Here is an 18,866-nt window from a genome sequence, read left to right as displayed (position 1 = left end):
AAAAGAAAAGAGGGATTATGATGGAGTTAAAGAAAGCGTGTATGGTACATGGATTTCGTGTTATCCGAGGGGAATATGTTACCGAAATTGCAAGTCAGGTATATGAATTGCAGCATGAAAAATCGGGAGCACGTGTATTATATATTCAAAATGAAGATGATAATAAGGTCTTTTCTATTTCCTTTAGAACGACCCCGATGGATAGCACGGGAGTACCACATATATGTGAACATTCTACATTATGTGGCTCACGGAAATTTCCACTCAAAGAACCGTTTGTAGAATTAGTTAAAGGCTCGTTAAATACCTTTTTAAATGCGATGACTTTTCCCGATAAAACAATGTATCCAGTAGCTAGTCGCAATGCTCAAGATTTTCATAATTTAATGGATGTTTATTTGGATGCGGTCTTTTTTCCAAACATGTTGCATGATCGGCAAGTATTGATGCAGGAAGGATGGCATTACGAATTGGAGAGTGCCACCGCGCCTTTAACTTATAGTGGGGTTGTATATAACGAAATGAAAGGAGTATTTTCTTCACCGGATTCTCAATTAGAACGTCATGTTATGGCATCGTTATTCCCGCAGACTACATATGGTGTGGAATCGGGCGGAGATCCAGATGATATCCCTACGCTCACATTTGAAGGATTTACGAATTTTTATCGTACATATTATCATCCATCAAATAGTTATATTTTTTTATATGGTGATATGGATATTGAAAACACCTTGGCATTTATTGATAGCGAGTATTTACATCATTTTGATAAGCAAAAAATTGATTCGGCTGTTACACGGCAACATTGTCTTAAGGCGATTACGAAGACATTTCCTTATGGTGTAGCTTCTGATGAAAATACAACCCAAAAGACGTTACATAGTTTAACTTATGTTATAGACGATGCCTTGGATACAACGTTGGGATTAGCACTTAAAGTATTGACTTATGTGTTGGTAACATCACCAGCAGCACCGTTAAAGAAAGCATTGTTAGATGCTCAAGTAGGGAAAGATATTTCTGCTGATTTTCAAGATGGCGTTTTACAGCCTATGTGGTCTCTTTCTGTGCATGGTTCGGATCCGGACGATCAAGCAAAGATTATACCTATTGTACAGAATGTTTTACAAGAATGCATTACAACTGGGTTAGATCGTAAAGCGTTGACGGGAGCGTTAAATCGGGTAGAATTTCTCTTGAGGGAGGCCGATTTTGCAGGACGTCCAAAAGGGTTGATTTATGGTATTCGGTGTATGGATACATGGTTATATGATAAAGATCCCTTGGATTCTTTGCGGTATGAAGAAAGTTTAAAAGTATTGCGTAATGGATTACATACACGGTATTATGAAGAAATTTTAAAAAAATATATATTGGATAATTCTTATTATGCATTGGTATCGTTAGTACCAGAACCAGGATTAACAGAAAAACATGATCAAGCACAGGCACAAGCATTAGCTGAATATAAAAAAACGTTGTCTGCAGCGAAAATTGAACAGATTATTGCCGATACTAAGGCGTTAAAAAAACGACAAGCTGCACCAGATTCACCAGAAGCATTGGCGACTATTCCTATCTTATCGCGAGATGATTTATCGAAACAAATAGAAAAAATTGAACGACGTGAATATATGCATGATGGGGTAAAGGTCATTCATATTCCAGCGATTACGAATGATATTACCTATCTTTCGGCATATTTTGATTTGCATGGGTTTACGGTTGATGAGTTGCCATATGTATATTTGCTAAGTGATTTGTTAGGTGAAATAGATACATCTCAGCAATCTTATGAAGCATTAGCTATGCAGGTGGATTTAGTGACGGGTGGGTTAGATTTTTCCGTAGAAGCTATTGCTGATTATCAGGATAATACGGTATATACACCTGTCTTTAAAGTAAAGGCAAAGGGATTGACGGCTAATTTCGCAGCTATTGGTGATTTACTGCGTGAGGTTACGCTGGAAACGATTTTTACTCGTAAAGAACGCTTGATTGAACTGGTAGAAGAAGTAAAGGCGAATTGGGATATGGACGCTTTTCGGCGTGGAAATATTTTGGTAACACATCGCTTATTATCCTATGTGTCACAAGTAGAAGCGTTTTGTGATGCTGGTGAAATGACATATTATCAATTTATTTCACAGTTAGCAGATAATATCGAACAAGAGGTCGATTCACTTGCAAATACGTTGCAAAAAATATTGCAAAAAGTGATGACTAAATCGGCTTTGACCATAGCGATAACTGGTAGTGATGCGGATTATCAAGATGCATTTTCGGCGTTAGCCCCATGGATAAAATCGTTGCCTGCTGGGAGTAAAAAAACGACGTTATGCCAGTTTGCATTGCGACAGCGCAATGAAGGAATTGTGACTAGTGGTAAAGTGCAATATGTGGCTAAAGGCGGTAATATTCGCTCACATGGATTTGATTATACGGGTGCATTAGCCATTTTAGATACAATTTTACAATATGGTTATTTGTGGACGAAGGTTCGCGTACAAGGCGGCGCATATGGTGCGATGACTCGTTTTTCCGGTAATGGGGACATGATCTTTTGTTCTTATCGAGATCCTAATTTAGGTAGTACGTTGGATGTATATGATACAGTCGCTGATTATTTAGAAGGTTTTGCTGTATCAGAACGAGAAATGACAAAATATGTTATTGGGACGTTGAGTAGAGTTGATATCCCTTTGACGCCATCATTGCGAGGCGAAAAGGCGATGCGTCAATATTTTTCCGGGCTAACAGATGAAGTAGCTCAGCATAGACGAGATCAATTGCTGCAAGTAACCGTAGCGGATATTCGTCAGTTAGCACCGTTAATTCGTGCTGTAATGGCTGAAAATAATGTATGTGTCATGGGAAATGAGGGCAAAATAAAAGAAGCGGCTGCACGATTTTCACAGGTTATTCCGTTGACGAAGTAGGGATTTATCATGCGCGGAAGATTTGCTCCTAGTCCTACGGGAGAGTTGCATTTGGGAAATGTATGGACCGCGTTTTTATCATGGCTGCAAGTACGGAAGTATCAAGGCACGTGGGTATTGCGGATTGAAGATATTGATGAACAACGTGCTAAGCCAGTATATACGCGAAAAATTTTGTTTGATTTGTTGTGGCTCGGATTGACTTGGGATGAGGGACCGCAGCGTGGAGGCCCCTATGCTCCTTATCGACAACAGCAGCGGTATGCACATTATGAGCATTTGTTGGAGATATTGCGAGAAAAACAATTGTTATATCCTTGTTATTGTACACGGAGTAGGTTACAACATATTGATGCACCCCATGCTGGCGAATATCGCACCTATGATGGACATTGTTACAAACGATGGCAAGCACATGTATTTGATGAAACTAAGACACCTTCTTGGCGTGTTCATATTCCTGATGGTACGATTTCTTTTGTGGATGGTGTCTTTGGGTTACAGAAAGCATCATTTGCCAATGCGACAAGTGATTTTGTTGTGCGACGAGCGGATGGCTTGTATTCTTATCAATTAGCGGTGGTAGCTGATGATGGTGCCATGGATATTACACATGTTGTACGGGGACACGATTTGTTGGCGTGGACCGCGGTGCAATGTTGGCTTTTTGGTGAATTGGGTTATGGTATACCTTGTTATACGCATGTACCTCTTTTAGTGGATCCAGAGGGAAATCGATATTCTAAACGCCAACAGGGGATTACGATTGATTCTTTACGTCAATGCGGCATTAGACCAACCCAGATTCTCTCTTATTTAGCATGGCGAGGTGGACTCGTGAGAGAAAAACGCTGTTATACGCTTGATGAATTGATTCAGAATAGTGAATGGAAGTGTTTATCTACACAAGATATAGTTATCACGAATCTTGTAGATGAGTTGAAAAATATATAATAGCTAAAAGGAATAAGACGCTTGATAATTATTCCAATTTAGAAATCACTGTAAAAAAAACAGTGATTTCTTTTTTTTATATAAAAAATTTTTCCTATTATTGTCATTTAGTGTGTAAATGTGGTAAAATGTGGTGGAAAGTGAAAGAGGTGATAGACAAATGTTCATGGGTGAGTATACACATAGTATTGATGCTAAAGGAAGAGTTATTTTGCCTGCGAAGTTCCGTGAAGAACTTGGCATTCATTGTGTTGTCACGCGTGGATTAGAAGGATGTCTATCCGTATATACGGCTGATCATTGGATGGCGTTGGCGAATGGAATGAAACAGTTGAAAGCCTCAAAAGAAAGCGTACGAGCATTTAAACGGTTTTTATTTGGGAGTGCGGCTGAAGTGGAATTTGACAAACAGGGACGAGTACTTATTCCCAGTACACTTCGCGAATATGCTAAGTTGAATAAAGATGTTACGGTGTTAGGGACTGGCGATAAAATTGAAATTTGGGATAAAAAAGCGTATGAAGAATACGCGTCTCGTGTTGTTCCTGATATGGAAGAGATAGCCGAAAGTTTAGACGAAACATTAGCGTTGGATTTTTAGGAGGCTGTATGGATTTTCATCATGTTAGTGTGTTATGTTCGGCAACAGTAAAGGCTGTATTAGGTCCGACCAATGGAGTGTATGTAGATTGCACTTTGGGGGGCGGTGGTCATGCGGCGACATTAGGTATGTTATTAGATAATGAAGCATGGTTGATCGGCTTAGATCAAGATAAAGAGGCTTTAAAAGCGGCTAAAACACGACTAGATAAAACGGTGTCTTGTCATGTTACTTGTGTGCAACGTAATTTTCGAGAAGTGAAAGAGACGTTATATGAATTAGGTGTTGACGCAGTGGATGGCATTATTTTTGATTTAGGTGTTTCCAGTTATCAACTAGATATGCCCGAGCGTGGTTTTTCGTATATGCATGATGGTCCTTTGGATATGCGTATGAATCAAGAAAATAAGAAAACAGCAGCTGATATTGTTAATACGTATAGGGAAGAAGAATTATATCGTATTATTAAAGACTATGGCGAAGAACGATGGGCAAAACGAATTGCTATGTTTATTGTGGCTGCGAGGAAAGAAAAAACCTTCACACGGACACAAGAATTGGTGCAGGTTATTAAGAAAGCAATTCCTGTGGGGGCTAGAAAAGATGGACCTCATCCAGCAAAACGTACATTTCAAGCTATTCGTATAGAGGTAAATGGGGAGCTATCTATTTTACAGCAGTCTTTAGAAGCTGCGGTTTCTTGTTTAAAACGGGGCGGCAAAATAGGTGTTATTACCTTTCATTCCTTGGAGGATAGAATTGTAAAACGCACGTTTAAACAGTTGGCGACAGAGTGTATTTGTCCTCCTCATATGCCAGTATGTACTTGTGATCATCATGCTAGTTTAAAAATAACAAATAAGGTGATTGTACCATCACCAGAAGAGATTATGCATAATCCACGGGCACGCAGTGCTAAATTGCGTATCGGTGTTCGAATATAAGAAAAAAGAGGAAGTGTTAAAATATGTTGGCCAGAAATCCAGAATATATGGGATATCGTGTAAAAAAGCAACCGTCGTTTTCGATACCACTACGTACTACCGAATCATGCATGACGATAAATTGTAAACGAATAGTGAAAGCAATTGGTTTGGCAGCTATCTTTTTGGTGTTATATGTAAATTTATCGGCAATTAAAACTTCTAACGAGTACGCTTTGTCGAATATAAAATTACAAACTAAACAATTACAACAGGAAAATGATAATTTACGCGTTGATATTGCCCAGTTGGAAGCCCCAGAACGGATTTATACCATGGCCACGACTGAATTAGGTATGGTATCACCAGCATATATTTTATATAATCAGAAGAATCAAGGAAATGTAACAAACGAAGAGACGGCAAAACGCTGAGGATATACGAGCAGCCTTTTTAGGCTGCTATTGTTGTACACTATTCCTATTGGTGGATAGATGATATAAGGAGGATTATTCATGAAAACAATACAAGAACTTTGTGCTAAGATACAAGGTGTATATACACTACAAGGAAATGAAACGGGTGTTATTACAGGTATTGTGGCCGATTCTCGTGAGGTGGAAAAGGGAAATTTATTTGTTTGCGTAGCAGGCACTCATGTAGATGGGGGGGGATTTTGCTATTCAGGCAATAGAAAAAGGGGCAATAGCTGTTTTAACGGTAAAGCCGTTAGCACTACCTTCGACGATTACGCAAATTGTTGTTCCGGATGTTCATGTCGCAGTAGAACAGATGGTGCCATATTTTTATGATTATCCAGGGAAAAAGATGAGAATGATCGGTGTCACGGGGACGAATGGAAAAACGACTACAACGCATATGATTGCACATATGTTACGTATGGCAGGACATCATGTAGGCGTATTGGGAACGATTCATGCTTTATTAGATGATGAAGAATTACCCATTCATAACACCACACCCGATGTGGTTGAGTTACAGCGATTTTTATCATGGATGTATGATAAAGGAATGACCCATGTTGTCATGGAGGTTTCCAGTCACGCATTGGCATTACATCGGGTGGCAGGAATTGAATTTGATACAGCTGTATTCACGAATTTAACACAAGATCATTTGGATTTTCATAAAACGATGGAACGATATGTGGCTGCTAAGGCAGAACTGTTTCGAGGGTTGACGGAAAATCGTGAAAAGAAACAGGGGAAAACAGCAATTATTAATGTGGATGATGAATGGGCACAACAAATACTAGATGCTTGTGGAACGGCGAAAGTGCTTACGTATGGAATAGAACAAAAAGCCGATTTGCGTGGAGAAAATGTTCGTGTTGAATTAAAAAAAGCATCATTTACGGTGCAAGGTAATTTTGTAAATGCTTCGTTAGAAATGCCCGTGACGGGGATGTTCAATGTATATAATACCCTTGCTGCTATGGGGGCTGCACATGCTGAAGGGGTAGATACGGAGGTAATTGAACAAGCTGTACGGAATTTTCATGCTGTCCCAGGAAGATTTGAGTTAGTTGAAGCAGGTCAGGATTTTGCGATTGTTGTCGATTATTCTCATACACCGGATAGTTTGGAAAAAGCACTAGTTACAGCACGAGCATTAAATCCACAACGAGTATTAGTGGTATTTGGTTGTGGTGGTGATCGAGATCGCACGAAACGTCCTATTATGGGGAGAATTGCTGCACAACATGCAGATATATCAATTGTTACATCGGACAATCCGCGCTCTGAAGATCCAGAAACTATTGTAAAAGAAATTGAAGTAGGTGTTAAAGAAGCGATAACCGCTGGTAAAACCTATAAGGTAATTGTCGATCGACGGAAAGCTATTCAAGAAGCAGTTGGCTTGGCACGGAGTGGCGATATTATTATTATTGCTGGTAAAGGGCATGAAACATACCAGATTTTATGTGATAAAACTATTCATTTTGATGATCGAGAAGAGGCTCGTCAGGCCGTATTGGCGTTGAAGAGGTAAAATTATGGCAACATTTACAGTACAGGAAGTAAAGGAAGCAACAAAAGCACAAGTGCTGATGGCACCTAAATCGCGGTTAGAAGTTTTTCAACATGTAGATACGGATACACGTACATTGACACAACAATCGTTATTTGTGGCGTTAACAGGAGATCGGTTCAATGGTCATGACTTTGTTTTGGAGGCGGTGAAAAAAGGAGCAACGGGTATCGTTGTTTCTGAAAATAGACCGGAATATAGGTCTTTGGATGCGATTGTCTTTTTGGTGGCTGATACGTTGCAAGCATATCAGCAATTAGCACAGTTTCATCGACGGAGATTTTCTATACCGGTTATTGCGGTTACAGGATCAGTAGGGAAAACATCAACACGCAATATTATTGCATCGGTTTTATCGCAAAAGTTCAATGTATGCCAAACGGAGAAGAATTTTAATAATGAAATTGGTTTACCGAAAACGTTATTGCAGTTAGATAAAACACATGAGGTTTGTGTGGTTGAAATGGGAATGCGTGGATTAGGACAAATCGCAGCACTGGCTTCTATTGCTGAACCCACCGTTGGGGTAGTCACGAATGTGGGAAAAAGCCATATTGAGTTATTAGGTTCTATTGAAAATATTGCAAGGGCAAAAGCTGAATTGGTAGAAGCACTATCGGCAGAAGGAATAGCGATTTTGAATCAGGATGATTCTCGTGTTGCTGCTATGTCAAATGTATGTAAAGGGAAGGTCATTGGCTATGGGGTATCGTGTGAAGCGGCTGTACAGGCAGAACGAATACGGGTCAGTGAAAAAGGTGTTTCGTTTATGTGTCGGTGTTTTGATCAAGGATTTGAAGTTAAAATACCGGTGTTAGGAAAACACCATGTCTATAATGCTTTGGCGGCAATTGCTACGGGAAGGCTATTAGGATTAAGTGAAAATCAAATGATACGTGGATTAAGTGAATATAAAGGGGTTCCCATGCGGGAAGAATTAATACATATTGGTTCATATACGTTTATTAATGACGCGTATAATGCCAATCCTGCTTCCATGATGGCGGCAATTCAAACCTTGTCGATGTTACCGAGAGGGAAAAAGATAGCCGTACTGGGGGGAATGTTAGAATTAGGGGAGTGGGCTGTGACTGAACATGAAGCACTTGGGTCTGCCGTGGTACAAGCGAATATTGATGTGTTAATTACGTTAGGAGAACTAGCAGCTGCAAGTGCTAGAGCAGCAAGAAAAGCGGGTATGACAGCGGTATATGAAGTGAAAACACATCAAGAAGCAGCAGGTAAAATAAAAGAGCATTTGTCGCCAGGAGCAATTATATTATTAAAAGGCTCGCGTGGATTTAGTATGGAAAAAGTACTTGCGTATTTTGAAGGGATGTAGAATGTATGATAGCCATATTGCTATTTGGATTTTTGGCTAGCCTGGTTATTTCATTATTTTTGGGCAGGCCACTTATAAAACAATTAAAAAAAGCAAAAGCACGTCAGTCTGAACGTTTAGAGGGCCCAGCGAGTCATAAGCAAAAAGAGGGAACGCCCACGATGGGTGGCATTTTACTTATTGGATCTACGATGATAACCATGATTTTGGCGATGTTTATTTTTCATTCGGTGGAAAGTCGTCAATGGTTAGCGATGATTTTGTTTTTAGGCAATGGGGCAATTGGTTTTTTTGATGATGGAATTAAAGCAATAAAACATAGAAATTTAGGGCTAACGGCAAAACAAAAATTATGCGGACAAGCACTTGTTGCAATTGTTTTTTGTGTATTATTGCACTTGACAACACCCTTTTCAACGACACTGGTTATTCCTGGAACTTCTTTGCAGTTAGATTTAGGCGATTTTTATTATTTTTTTGTCTTTCTTATGATTGTAGGATCTAGTAATGCTGTTAATTTAACTGATGGATTAGATGGATTAGCTGCGGGGTCATGTGCGATTACTTCTGCTGCTTATGTGATTATTGCATTTACCTTAGGATATACGCAATTTTCTTTATTTCCTATGGTAATTACGGGAGCTTGTTTAGGCTTTCTGTATTTTAATCAGCATCCAGCAAAGGTTTTTATGGGTGATACAGGATCCTTGGCATTAGGGGGTGCATTAGCAGCAATGGCAATAGTAACGAAAACGGAGTTATTGTTATTGCTGGTTGGTGCATTGTATGTGCTAGAGGCGTTATCGGTTATTTTACAAGTTCTTTCTTTTAAATTGAGAGGGGTTCGGATTTTTAAAATGAGTCCGATTCATCATCATTTTGAATTATCTGGATGGAGTGAAGTAAAAGTAGTTTCGGCTTTTTGGTTCTTTTCTGCCGTCGTAGCGATTTTTTCTATTTTATTAGTGGTATGGCGTTATTGATGCGATAGTTCATATAAAGTGGGTGTACAAGATGAGTATAATGGATTTTTCAGGCAAACGAGTACTTGTTTTAGGTGCGGGGATTAGCGGTCGGTCTGCGGCAGTGGCAATAGCTCAACATGGAGGAACGGTGTTGCTAAATGATGCAAAGCTACAGGATATAGCGGAAGAACCGTGGAAAGGATTTACAGAATTAGGCATTCAGTGTGTTTTTGGTACCCAAGATATATCTTTGTTGGCGGATGTAGATATTGTTGTTCCGTCACCAGTTATTTCTCTTGACATGGATATATTGCAAGAGGCAAAAAAACGACATATGCTTATTTGGAGTGAAGTGGATGTGGCTTGCCAGTTGACGAATGCGACTGTTTTAGGTGTTACAGGAACAAATGGCAAAACAACGACAACAACGTTGTTAGGTGAAATGATAAAAGCGGCAGGAAGACAAACTGTTGTAGGTGGGAATATCGGAATCGGATTGTCAGAGCATGTGATGGATTTACCTAACACAGCAGTAGTTGTTGCAGAATTATCGAGCTTTCAATTGGAGTGCACTCATTTTTTACATGCCAAGGGGGCTACCGTTTTAAATATAACACCCGATCATTTAGAACGACATCATACGATGGAAGCTTATGCGGCGGCGAAGGAAAGAATTTTTCAAAATCAAGAAAAAACAGACGCAGCGGTTTTAAATTATGATGATACACGAGTACGAGAAATGGCAGCACATGTGGTTGGGCAAGTGTATTATTTTTCTACGGAAGGCCCCGTGCCAGAAGGTGCTTTTTATGAAAATAATCAATTAGTCATACGGCATAATGGAGCAGATATGGTAATCTGTCAGGCTGATACGTTACCATTATTAGGAAAACATAATATACAAAATTATTTAGCTGCAACGTTATTGGCACTTGTGGCAGGTGTACCATTAGATACGATTCGTCAGGTTATAATGAATTTTTCTGGTGTAGAACATCGTCTAGAAAAAGTGCGTGTTATTCATGGCGTTCCATATTATAATGATTCAAAAGGTACTAATGTGGATGCATCGATTAAAGCCTTAGAAGCATTTTCAGGAAATCTTATTTTAATTGCCGGTGGACATGATAAAATGACATCTCTTGATGAGTTCATGAAGCTTGTAAAAGAAAAAGTGGACACCTTACTTCTTATCGGAGAAGCATCTTCTCGTTTTGCCCAAGCAGCACAAGCGGCTGGTGTTAAGGATATTCGTCTGATGGGAAACAGTATGGAACGGGCTATTATGGAGGCACGCTCTATTGCTAAAGCACCTCAGGCAGTAGTGTTATCTCCGGCTTGCTCTAGTTTTGATATGTATGATAATTATGAACAACGAGGTCGTGTCTTTAAAGGGATTGTAAATGCTCTATAAGGGGCGTAAATAGTAGGGAGGACAAAAGATGCGTCGAGTCATTATTTCTGGGGGTGGAACGGGAGGCCATATTTATCCCGCAATTACCATCGCCCGTGCTATTGCGGAATTGGAAAAAACAGAATTTTTATATGTTGGTTCGCGTCAAGGACTGGAAAATACCTTGATTCCCAAAGAAAATATTCCTTTTGTTACGTTAGATGTGCGAGGATTAGAACGAAAAATTTCGTGGAAAAATGTGGTTACATTGGGGCGAACGGGTAAGAGCGTTATTCAAGCTATGCATATTATTCATCAATTTAAACCAAATGTTGTGATAGGTACAGGCGGATTTGTTTGTGGACCCGTGTTATTAGCAGCCAGTATGCGGAAGATACCTACGCTTATTCAGGAACAAAATGTGATTCCCGGGGTTACGAATACCATTTTAAGCAGATTTGTTAGTTGTATTGCTTTGGGGTATGAGGCTGCGGCAGAGAGATTTTCCCATAAAGATCGATTAATTTATACGGGTAATCCTGTGCGTAAAGAAGTACTTACGGTAACAAAAGAACAGGGGAGAGCTGCATTATCTTTAAAAAAAGATACGTTTACTCTCTTGATTGCTGGTGGTAGTAGAGGTGCTCGTTCTATTAATACAGCGGCCCTTATGGTACATGAATATTTTAAGGATATGGATGATATTCAAATTATTCATGTTACGGGAGCAGGGGAATATCAACGAGTTGTACAGGCACTTGCGGAAGTGGATGAAAAAGGAAGGTATGGTCGAGGTAGTCTTATTATTCCTTATTTGCATCAGATGCCAGAGGCATTGGCCGCAGCAGATCTAGTGGTGTATCGTGCTGGGGCGGTAGGATTAGCTGAAGTGACAGTGCGAGGTGTGCCCTCTATTTTAATCCCTTACCCCTATGCAGCAGAAGATCATCAACGTTATAATGCACTTGAATTAGTAAAACAGGGGGCAGCGAAGATGATTTTAGATAAGATGCTCACGGGAAAAGAATTATTAGATGAAGTATTGCGGTTAAAAGAAAATACAAATGCGTTATTGGCGATGGCAAAAGCAAGCAAGGCATTAGGAAAACCGCAAGCAGCACATGATATTGCTCAATTAGCATTGACAATGGCAAACCGTCGTAGCTGAAGATAAGAGGAGTGGATATATACGTGGTAGATTTACATACAATACGAAAAATTCATTTTATTGGTATTGGCGGAGCAGGTATGCGAGCAATTGCGAATATTTTTATTGCTAAAGGATATGACGTATCTGGATCGGATAGTGTACGATCTGATATTACTGATCGATTTGCACAACAGGGTGCACGCATATGTATAGGCCAACGACCTGAAAATTTACAAGATGCAGAAGTGGTAGTGGTTTCAACAGCGATTCATCAGGATAATTGTGAGTTGGTTGCAGCTAGAGAAAAACAGCTTCCTATTATTCATCGTTCTGATGCATTGGTTTATATTATGAGCTGGGGAAAATCGATTGCTGTTGCCGGGGCACATGGAAAAACAACGACATCATCTATGTTGGGGCAAGTTTTTATCGAAAGTAAAATGGATCCTACTATTGTCATTGGTGGCGAAGTAGACTACTTACATAGTAATTCTATATTAGGTACAGGTGAATATAGTATTGTTGAAGCTGATGAAAGTGACGGCACCTTTTTGAAGGAAAAACCGTATATTGCAGTGGTAACAAATATTGATGCCGATCATATGGACCATTATGGTTCGATAGAACATGTGGTAGATGCATTTAAGGATTTTATTCAACGTGTAGATCCCGTACAAGGATTGGCGGTTCTTTGTTTTGAAAACGAACGCATTCGTGCACTTGCGAAAACGATAGGACGGCATTATATTTCTTATGGTTTTTCGGATGATGTTGAATATCAGGCACGAGGATTGCGATATGAAAAGGGATTGCATTATTTTGATGTATATCACAAGCAGACGTTAGTGGGAACGGCCTGCCTTCGTATACCAGGTACGCATAATGTGCTTAATGCATTGGCTACCATTGCAGTTGCATTACATTGTGGAATTTCCTTTACAGATATACGTGCAGCACTTAGTCATTTTCGTGGAGCGAAACGGCGTTTTCAAACGAAGGGAATTGTACATGATATCTGGGTTGTCGATGATTATGCACATCATCCTACTGAAATTAATGCAACACTTACGGCAGCACGTGATATGGGAACACATAGGGTAATATGTTTATTTCAACCGCATCGGTATTCGAGAACGAAATTATTGTTAGAACAATTTGGTAGTGCATTTTTACAAGCGGATATTTTGATTATTACTGATATTTATGGTGCCGATGAAGATCCCATGCCAGGGGTAACGGGCAAGTTAATCGTTGATAAAATTAAAGAACAAACGGGAAAAGAGGCTATCTATATCCCTCATAAAGAAGATATTATTCCTTTCTTACAAGCACATGTGCAGCCCTTTGATTTAGTTTTAACTATGGGGGCTGGAGACATTTATAAAGTAGGCGAAGCATATATATCGTTACTGAAAGGGGAATAGACTTATATGAAATTTGATGAAAAAAGTCGTATCGCTGTTGTAGTAGGCGGTCCATCAACAGAAGCGGCTGTATCACGACGTACAGGTGCTGCTATTGCAGCCGCATTGCAAGGTAAGGGATATCACTTAGACATATTGGAATTAGAACCAAGACAATTAGCACAGCAATTGAAAGAATTACAGATTGATGTGGTCTTTAATGCTTTACATGGAAAATACGGAGAAGATGGTGTATTGCAGGGATTATGTGAAATGCTTGAAATTCCTTATACGGGTTCGGGCGTTATGGCTAGTGCCGTAGGGATGAACAAAGTGATGAGTAAATGTGCCTTTGTTGGTGCCGGTATCCCAACGGCTCCTTTTTCGTATTATTTTTCAACACAATCTATACAATCAATACAGCAAGACGTGATACAACATTTTTCTTTTCCTGTTGTCGTTAAATCAGCTGGTCAAGGATCTAGTATTGGTACGGTAATTGTTCGGCGAGCAGAAGATTTACGAGCTGCTTTAGAAGAAGCCTTTTCTTATAATGATTCTATTGTAGTTGAATCATTTATTGATGGAGATGAATTTACCGTAGCGGTTATGGGAAAGGTGATATTTCCTGTGATTCAAATTGTTTCTGAAACAGGGCGATATGATTATTATTCAAAATATACGCCAGGAATAGCAAAACATCTGTGTCCAGCACCTATTTCAGAAGAAAAAACAAAAGAAATGCAGGAATTAGCTTATCGGGTATTTCAAATTTGCCATGCACGTGGGGTGGCTCGGGTTGATATGATGATGGATCGCAAGGGACAACCTTTTGTATTAGAAATTAATACTGTGCCAGGTATGACTGAAACGAGTTTGGTGCCAGATGCGGCACGTGCTATGGGGGTATCTTTTGAAGACTTATGTGAACAAATTCTTCAAGAGGCTTCATTTGGTAAATTTTAAGTATATGGGATAAGACAATGAAATATACAGACGATAATAATAGATGGATGACTGAGTCAGATACATTCAATGAGTTTATGACAAGGGGAAAATATGATTCTTCCTTTGGTCATAAAAAAATAGAAACGCATACTTCTGTACCACGGCAAGGTCTTTCAACAAGGAGAATAAGAAAAAGAAAACCCTTAGTTAAGCGGAAGGTATGGCTTGTAATTGCTGTTTTTTTGATAGGATGGTGTTTGTTGCGATTGGCTCCTATTCCTTTTGGTACAGTTGAAGTGCATGGCAATGAAACGATGAAACAAAGTGATGTGTATCGTGCGGCGGGAGTGGGTAAACCTATTAATGTAGTACAATTATCGCCAAATCAAATGGAAAACAGATTACATGAGGATTTGCGTATTGGGAAGGTAACGGTTACGCGCAAATTTCCCTTTACGATTGCGATACAGCTTACCGAGCGAAAACCGATTGCCCTTGTTATGACGATGTTTGGATTTGCTTATATAGATGATACGGGCATGATTATTCAAACTGCATCACAAATCAAAGGGGTGTCGGCACCAATTATTACGGGAAAAAAAGTGGGTGCCGTATTATTAGGAGATACGTTAGATGATGCAACTATACAGGGTGTATTGCAATATATAAAGATATTACCAGTAGCTGTGCAAGAAAAAATTACGGAAGTAAACATGGCGGATACAGCGGATATTGTTGTATATACGAGTGATAGTATCGCAATTCATCTGGGCAAGGCTGATCATCCACGCGAACGGGCAGATATTACGATGGATTTATTGCGACAAGTGGAACAACAGCAATTGCATGTGCAATATATTGATACAGATATTCGTGCTCCTTTAATAAAACGGTAAAGGACAGAAGAATAGTGTTTTATTTGAATTAATTATAGAAAAATTTTTCAAGATAGTGTACAATAAAAAAGAATATAATCTGCGCAGAATGGGTGCGGTCTTGAAGGAGGAAATTTGAACATGGCAGAATTTGCAAATATAAAAGTAATTGGTGTCGGTGGAGGCGGTAATAATGCCGTTAATAGAATGATTGAAAGTGGGTTGCAAGGGGTTCAATTTATTTCCGTAAATACGGAAGATCAAGTGCTGGAAGTATCTCGTGCGGATGTAAAAATTCAAATTGGTGAAAAATTAACCCGCGGACTAGGAGCTGGAGCCAATCCGCAAGTAGGTGAACAGGCAGCATTAGAAAGTAAAGAAGAAATTATGAAGGCGTTGCAAGGTGCTGATATGGTTTTTGTTACTGCTGGTATGGGCGGTGGTACTGGTACGGGTGCAGCTCCTATTGTGGCAGAATGTGCTAAAGAAATGGGTGCTTTAACTGTAGCTGTCGTAACAAAGCCGTTTGCTTTTGAGGGAAAAAGAAGAAAAGAACAGGCTGAAAAAGGGGCTGCTTATTTAAAAGAAAAAGTAGATACAATTATTACGATTCCTAATGATAAGTTGCTGCAGATTATTGATAAAAAAACGCCGTTGAAAGAAGCGTTTTTAGTAGCTGATGATGTATTGCGTCAAGGGGTACAGGGAATTTCTGATTTAATTACGACTACGGGGCTGATTAACTTAGATTTTGCTGATGTAAAAACGATTATGTCTGATCAAGGTGAAGCAATTATGGGTATCGGCATTGCATCGGGAGAAAATAGAGCCATTGATGCTGTTGATAGTGCTATTCATAGTGCTTTATTAGAAACAAGTATTGATGGTGCTCAGAGTATTTTAATTAATGTAACAGGGGGACAAGATATTAGCTTATATGAAGTTAATGAAGCGGCTGAAAAAGTTGCTGAAGCGGTGGATCCGGATGCTAATATTATTTTTGGTTCAGTTATTGATCCCGATATGGAAGACTCCATTCGTATTACTGTTGTTGCAACAGGATTTGGAAAAGAGCCTACTTCGATTCCTAGTTTTGGACAAAATAGCACAAGTAATATTGATTCCAAAAATTCAGCGGGTGTGGAAATTCCAGCTTGGATGAGATAAATAAAAAGCGGATCCCGATAGGATCTGCTTTTTTTGTGATATAGGAGGGACAATTCATGAGATGTCCATTTTGCAAAAGTGCAGAGACAAAAGTTACTGATTCTCGTGCTACTGATGAAGGTAGTGCAATTCGTCGGCGCCGTGAATGCCAAGTGTGTCGCCGGCGGTTTACTACCTATGAAATGGTGGAAGAAGTGCCATTAGTTGTAATAAAACGAACGGGTGATCGAGAGTTATTTGATCGGAATAAAATTATTAATGGACTATTACGTGCATGTAATAAAAGACGCGTTACGAGACAACAAATAGAAGATATTGTGAATAGGGTGGAACGGACTATTCGCAATTTGTTGTTACAGGAAATTAGTAGCGAGAAAATAGGCGAAATCGTGTTGAATGAATTGAAGACAGTAGATGAAGTAGCTTATATTCGTTTTGCTTCTGTATATAGACAGTTTGCGGATTTGGATAGTTTTATGGCAGAATTGAAGCATTTAATGGGGAGTAAGGAAGATAACTCATAAATAGTGGAGCGTAAAATGGGGCAATATATTGATGAATTTTTAAAATATACTTTATCGCAGTTGCGTATTGCCGTGATAGGGGATGTTATGCTCGATAAGTATGTATTTGGTAAAGTGCAACGCATTTCCCCTGAAGCACCAGTACCCGTGAATAAGGTTGAATACACGAAAGCTGTTTTGGGTGGGGCTGCAAATGTAGCAGCTAATTTGGCTTTTTTACATTGTCAGGTTGCTTTGGCGGGAACGATAGGCGATGATGAAAATGCATGTATTTTTAGTGAAATAGTTAAGCATGCTAATATCGAAAGTTCAGGGGTGCTTGTACGGAAACACTGTATGATGACAACCAAAATGCGTGTTTTGGGGGCACAACAACAGATGCTGAGGTTGGATTTCGAAGCTTATACGGATAGTACAGCTGAAGAAGAAAAATATTTTATATCTTGGTTGCAAGCACATATACAGGCAGGATTAGATGGACTTATTATTTCTGATTATCAAAAGGGTGTATTGACACCGAACCTGACTCAAACATTAATTCATATGGCAAAAAAAGCGGGTATACTAGTATTGGTTGATCCTAAAGGTGTGGATTGGCTAAAATATGTGGGTGCTGATTTTATTACTCCCAATATTAAAGAAGTGGCGCAATGTTTGGGGAATGACATAGAAAATACCAATGAAGATGTTGTGCAAGCGGGGATGAATATACATGAGCAATATCGGGTGAAGCATGTCCTGGTTACGCGTTCGGAAAAGGGGTTAACCTTGATTCGTGACGACGGAAAGGTGTGGAATAATGCAGCGACCGCACAAGAAGTATTTGATGTGTCTGGTGCTGGTGATACGGTAGCAGCGGTGTTTATGGCCGCTATGGTGGGACATTTATCAATTCAAGCGGGTTTGCTTTTATCCAATGTTGCTGCAGGGATAGCTGTATCTAAAGTGGGAACATATCCTATTCATCAAGAAGATTTATTGCAATGGTGGCAACAGCATTTTGCACGTAAGAATCAAAATAATCACATGTCATCTTGGCAAGAAGTAGCGGAAAAAATAAAGAACTGGCAACGTGCAGGTGAAACGGTAGTTTTTACTAATGGTTGTTTTGATTTAGTTCATCGCGGACATATTGTATATTTACAAGAAGCTGCATTGTTGGGAGACCATTTAGTAATCGGTGTGAATTCAGATGCGTCGGTGCGGCGGCTAAAGGGAAAAACAAGACCCTTTATAAAGGAAGAAGATCGGCTTTTATTATTACGTTCGTTACGGTGTGTCGATGAAGCGGTACTGTTTACGGAAGATACGCCAGAAAAGGTATTGTCGGTATTAAAACCAGATATATTGGTAAAAGGTGGAGATTATCAACGCGATGAAGTGGTAGGCAAAGAATTTGTTAAATCGGTTGAAATTATGCCGTTTTCTCCAGGATATTCAACAACGGCATTGGTTCAAAAAATTTACGCTGTACAAAAAAAAGAAAGACAAGAAAGACAAGAAAAACAAGAAAAACAAGAAAAACAAGAAAAACAAGAAAAACAAGAATAGGGATAGATAAAAAGAAACAATATGTTATATGGATTGTTTCTTTTTTATCATAGTGTCTATGGAGATAAAAATTAAA

Annotated in this window: 15 protein-coding genes and 1 pseudogene; all 16 read left to right on the top strand. The window is 39.3% G+C overall.

Going from position 1 to position 18,866, the window contains the following annotated elements:
- The first annotated feature begins 20 nt into the window (after positions 1-20).
- The 16 genes and pseudogenes from HMPREF1040_RS01770 (at position 21) to HMPREF1040_RS01695 (ending at position 18,790) form a co-directional block, all read left to right on the top strand.
- Positions 21-2,942 (top strand): insulinase family protein, encoded by a 2,922-nt coding sequence (locus HMPREF1040_RS01770; RefSeq protein WP_036257306.1) that lies wholly within the window; start codon positions 21-23, stop codon positions 2,940-2,942.
- Between the two features lie 9 nt (positions 2,943-2,951).
- Complete coding sequence (gene gluQRS / locus HMPREF1040_RS01765; RefSeq protein WP_007392220.1) at positions 2,952-3,896, top strand: tRNA glutamyl-Q(34) synthetase GluQRS; 945 nt, start codon at positions 2,952-2,954, stop codon at positions 3,894-3,896.
- Positions 3,897-4,056: 160 nt separating this feature from the next.
- The gene (gene mraZ / locus HMPREF1040_RS01760) at positions 4,057-4,497 is read left to right on the top strand and encodes a division/cell wall cluster transcriptional repressor MraZ (protein WP_007392160.1); all 441 of its coding nucleotides are present in this window, start codon (positions 4,057-4,059) and stop codon (positions 4,495-4,497) included.
- Between the two features lie 8 nt (positions 4,498-4,505).
- Positions 4,506-5,441 (top strand): 16S rRNA (cytosine(1402)-N(4))-methyltransferase RsmH, encoded by a 936-nt coding sequence (rsmH, locus tag HMPREF1040_RS01755; protein WP_007392232.1) that lies wholly within the window; start codon positions 4,506-4,508, stop codon positions 5,439-5,441.
- Between the two features lie 23 nt (positions 5,442-5,464).
- Positions 5,465-5,854 (top strand): cell division protein FtsL, encoded by a 390-nt coding sequence (locus tag HMPREF1040_RS01750; RefSeq protein ID WP_007392274.1) that lies wholly within the window; start codon positions 5,465-5,467, stop codon positions 5,852-5,854.
- Positions 5,855-5,935: 81 nt separating this feature from the next.
- A pseudogene (locus tag HMPREF1040_RS01745) lies at positions 5,936-7,433 on the top strand (UDP-N-acetylmuramoyl-L-alanyl-D-glutamate--2,6-diaminopimelate ligase).
- 4 nt (positions 7,434-7,437) lie between these two features.
- Entirely contained in the window at positions 7,438-8,814 is a 1,377-nt protein-coding gene (gene murF / locus HMPREF1040_RS01740; RefSeq protein ID WP_007392198.1) for a UDP-N-acetylmuramoyl-tripeptide--D-alanyl-D-alanine ligase, read from the top strand.
- Between the two features lie 5 nt (positions 8,815-8,819).
- Positions 8,820-9,797, top strand: coding sequence for a phospho-N-acetylmuramoyl-pentapeptide-transferase (mraY, locus tag HMPREF1040_RS01735; protein WP_007392151.1), 978 nt, complete (start codon positions 8,820-8,822; stop codon positions 9,795-9,797).
- A gap of 31 nt (positions 9,798-9,828) precedes the next feature.
- Positions 9,829-11,193, top strand: coding sequence for a UDP-N-acetylmuramoyl-L-alanine--D-glutamate ligase (gene murD, locus HMPREF1040_RS01730; protein ID WP_050791348.1), 1,365 nt, complete (start codon positions 9,829-9,831; stop codon positions 11,191-11,193).
- 28 nt (positions 11,194-11,221) lie between these two features.
- Positions 11,222-12,340 carry an undecaprenyldiphospho-muramoylpentapeptide beta-N-acetylglucosaminyltransferase gene (gene murG, locus HMPREF1040_RS01725; RefSeq protein WP_007392201.1) on the top strand — a complete coding sequence of 373 codons (1,119 nt, stop codon included), beginning with the start codon at positions 11,222-11,224 and terminating at the stop codon, positions 12,338-12,340.
- A 23-nt stretch (positions 12,341-12,363) separates the two neighbouring features.
- Complete coding sequence (gene murC / locus HMPREF1040_RS01720) at positions 12,364-13,746, top strand: UDP-N-acetylmuramate--L-alanine ligase (RefSeq protein WP_007392226.1); 1,383 nt, start codon at positions 12,364-12,366, stop codon at positions 13,744-13,746.
- 6 nt (positions 13,747-13,752) lie between these two features.
- The gene (locus HMPREF1040_RS01715) at positions 13,753-14,691 is read left to right on the top strand and encodes a D-alanine--D-alanine ligase (RefSeq protein ID WP_007392182.1); all 939 of its coding nucleotides are present in this window, start codon (positions 13,753-13,755) and stop codon (positions 14,689-14,691) included.
- A gap of 17 nt (positions 14,692-14,708) precedes the next feature.
- Positions 14,709-15,569, top strand: a complete 861-nt coding sequence (locus HMPREF1040_RS01710; RefSeq protein ID WP_102889422.1) for a cell division protein FtsQ/DivIB — start codon at positions 14,709-14,711, stop codon at positions 15,567-15,569.
- A 120-nt stretch (positions 15,570-15,689) separates the two neighbouring features.
- Positions 15,690-16,715, top strand: coding sequence for a cell division protein FtsZ (ftsZ, locus tag HMPREF1040_RS01705; protein ID WP_007392250.1), 1,026 nt, complete (start codon positions 15,690-15,692; stop codon positions 16,713-16,715).
- Between the two features lie 56 nt (positions 16,716-16,771).
- The gene (gene nrdR / locus HMPREF1040_RS01700) at positions 16,772-17,239 is read left to right on the top strand and encodes a transcriptional regulator NrdR (protein ID WP_007392206.1); all 468 of its coding nucleotides are present in this window, start codon (positions 16,772-16,774) and stop codon (positions 17,237-17,239) included.
- 15 nt (positions 17,240-17,254) lie between these two features.
- Positions 17,255-18,790, top strand: a complete 1,536-nt coding sequence (locus HMPREF1040_RS01695) for a PfkB family carbohydrate kinase (protein ID WP_007392196.1) — start codon at positions 17,255-17,257, stop codon at positions 18,788-18,790.
- Positions 18,791-18,866 lie beyond the last annotated feature (76 nt).

Origin of the sequence: Megasphaera sp. UPII 135-E (genome assembly GCF_000221545.1) — a bacterium.
Taxonomy (GTDB): domain Bacteria; phylum Bacillota; class Negativicutes; order Veillonellales; family Megasphaeraceae; genus Megasphaera; species Megasphaera hutchinsoni.
Note: the sequence above shows the minus strand (reverse complement) of the source record. Positions and strands in the feature narration are given on the sequence as shown.

Coding starts and splice junctions, on each gene's coding strand:
- HMPREF1040_RS01770 (WP_036257306.1), top strand. CDS start 21: ATGGAGTTAAAGAAAGCGTGTATGGTACATGGATTTCGTGTTATCCGA.
- gluQRS (WP_007392220.1), top strand. CDS start 2,952: ATGCGCGGAAGATTTGCTCCTAGTCCTACGGGAGAGTTGCATTTGGGA.
- mraZ (WP_007392160.1), top strand. CDS start 4,057: ATGTTCATGGGTGAGTATACACATAGTATTGATGCTAAAGGAAGAGTT.
- rsmH (WP_007392232.1), top strand. CDS start 4,506: ATGGATTTTCATCATGTTAGTGTGTTATGTTCGGCAACAGTAAAGGCT.
- HMPREF1040_RS01750 (WP_007392274.1), top strand. CDS start 5,465: ATGTTGGCCAGAAATCCAGAATATATGGGATATCGTGTAAAAAAGCAA.
- murF (WP_007392198.1), top strand. CDS start 7,438: ATGGCAACATTTACAGTACAGGAAGTAAAGGAAGCAACAAAAGCACAA.
- mraY (WP_007392151.1), top strand. CDS start 8,820: ATGATAGCCATATTGCTATTTGGATTTTTGGCTAGCCTGGTTATTTCA.
- murD (WP_050791348.1), top strand. CDS start 9,829: ATGAGTATAATGGATTTTTCAGGCAAACGAGTACTTGTTTTAGGTGCG.
- murG (WP_007392201.1), top strand. CDS start 11,222: ATGCGTCGAGTCATTATTTCTGGGGGTGGAACGGGAGGCCATATTTAT.
- HMPREF1040_RS01715 (WP_007392182.1), top strand. CDS start 13,753: ATGAAATTTGATGAAAAAAGTCGTATCGCTGTTGTAGTAGGCGGTCCA.
- HMPREF1040_RS01710 (WP_102889422.1), top strand. CDS start 14,709: ATGAAATATACAGACGATAATAATAGATGGATGACTGAGTCAGATACA.
- ftsZ (WP_007392250.1), top strand. CDS start 15,690: ATGGCAGAATTTGCAAATATAAAAGTAATTGGTGTCGGTGGAGGCGGT.
- nrdR (WP_007392206.1), top strand. CDS start 16,772: ATGAGATGTCCATTTTGCAAAAGTGCAGAGACAAAAGTTACTGATTCT.
- HMPREF1040_RS01695 (WP_007392196.1), top strand. CDS start 17,255: ATGGGGCAATATATTGATGAATTTTTAAAATATACTTTATCGCAGTTG.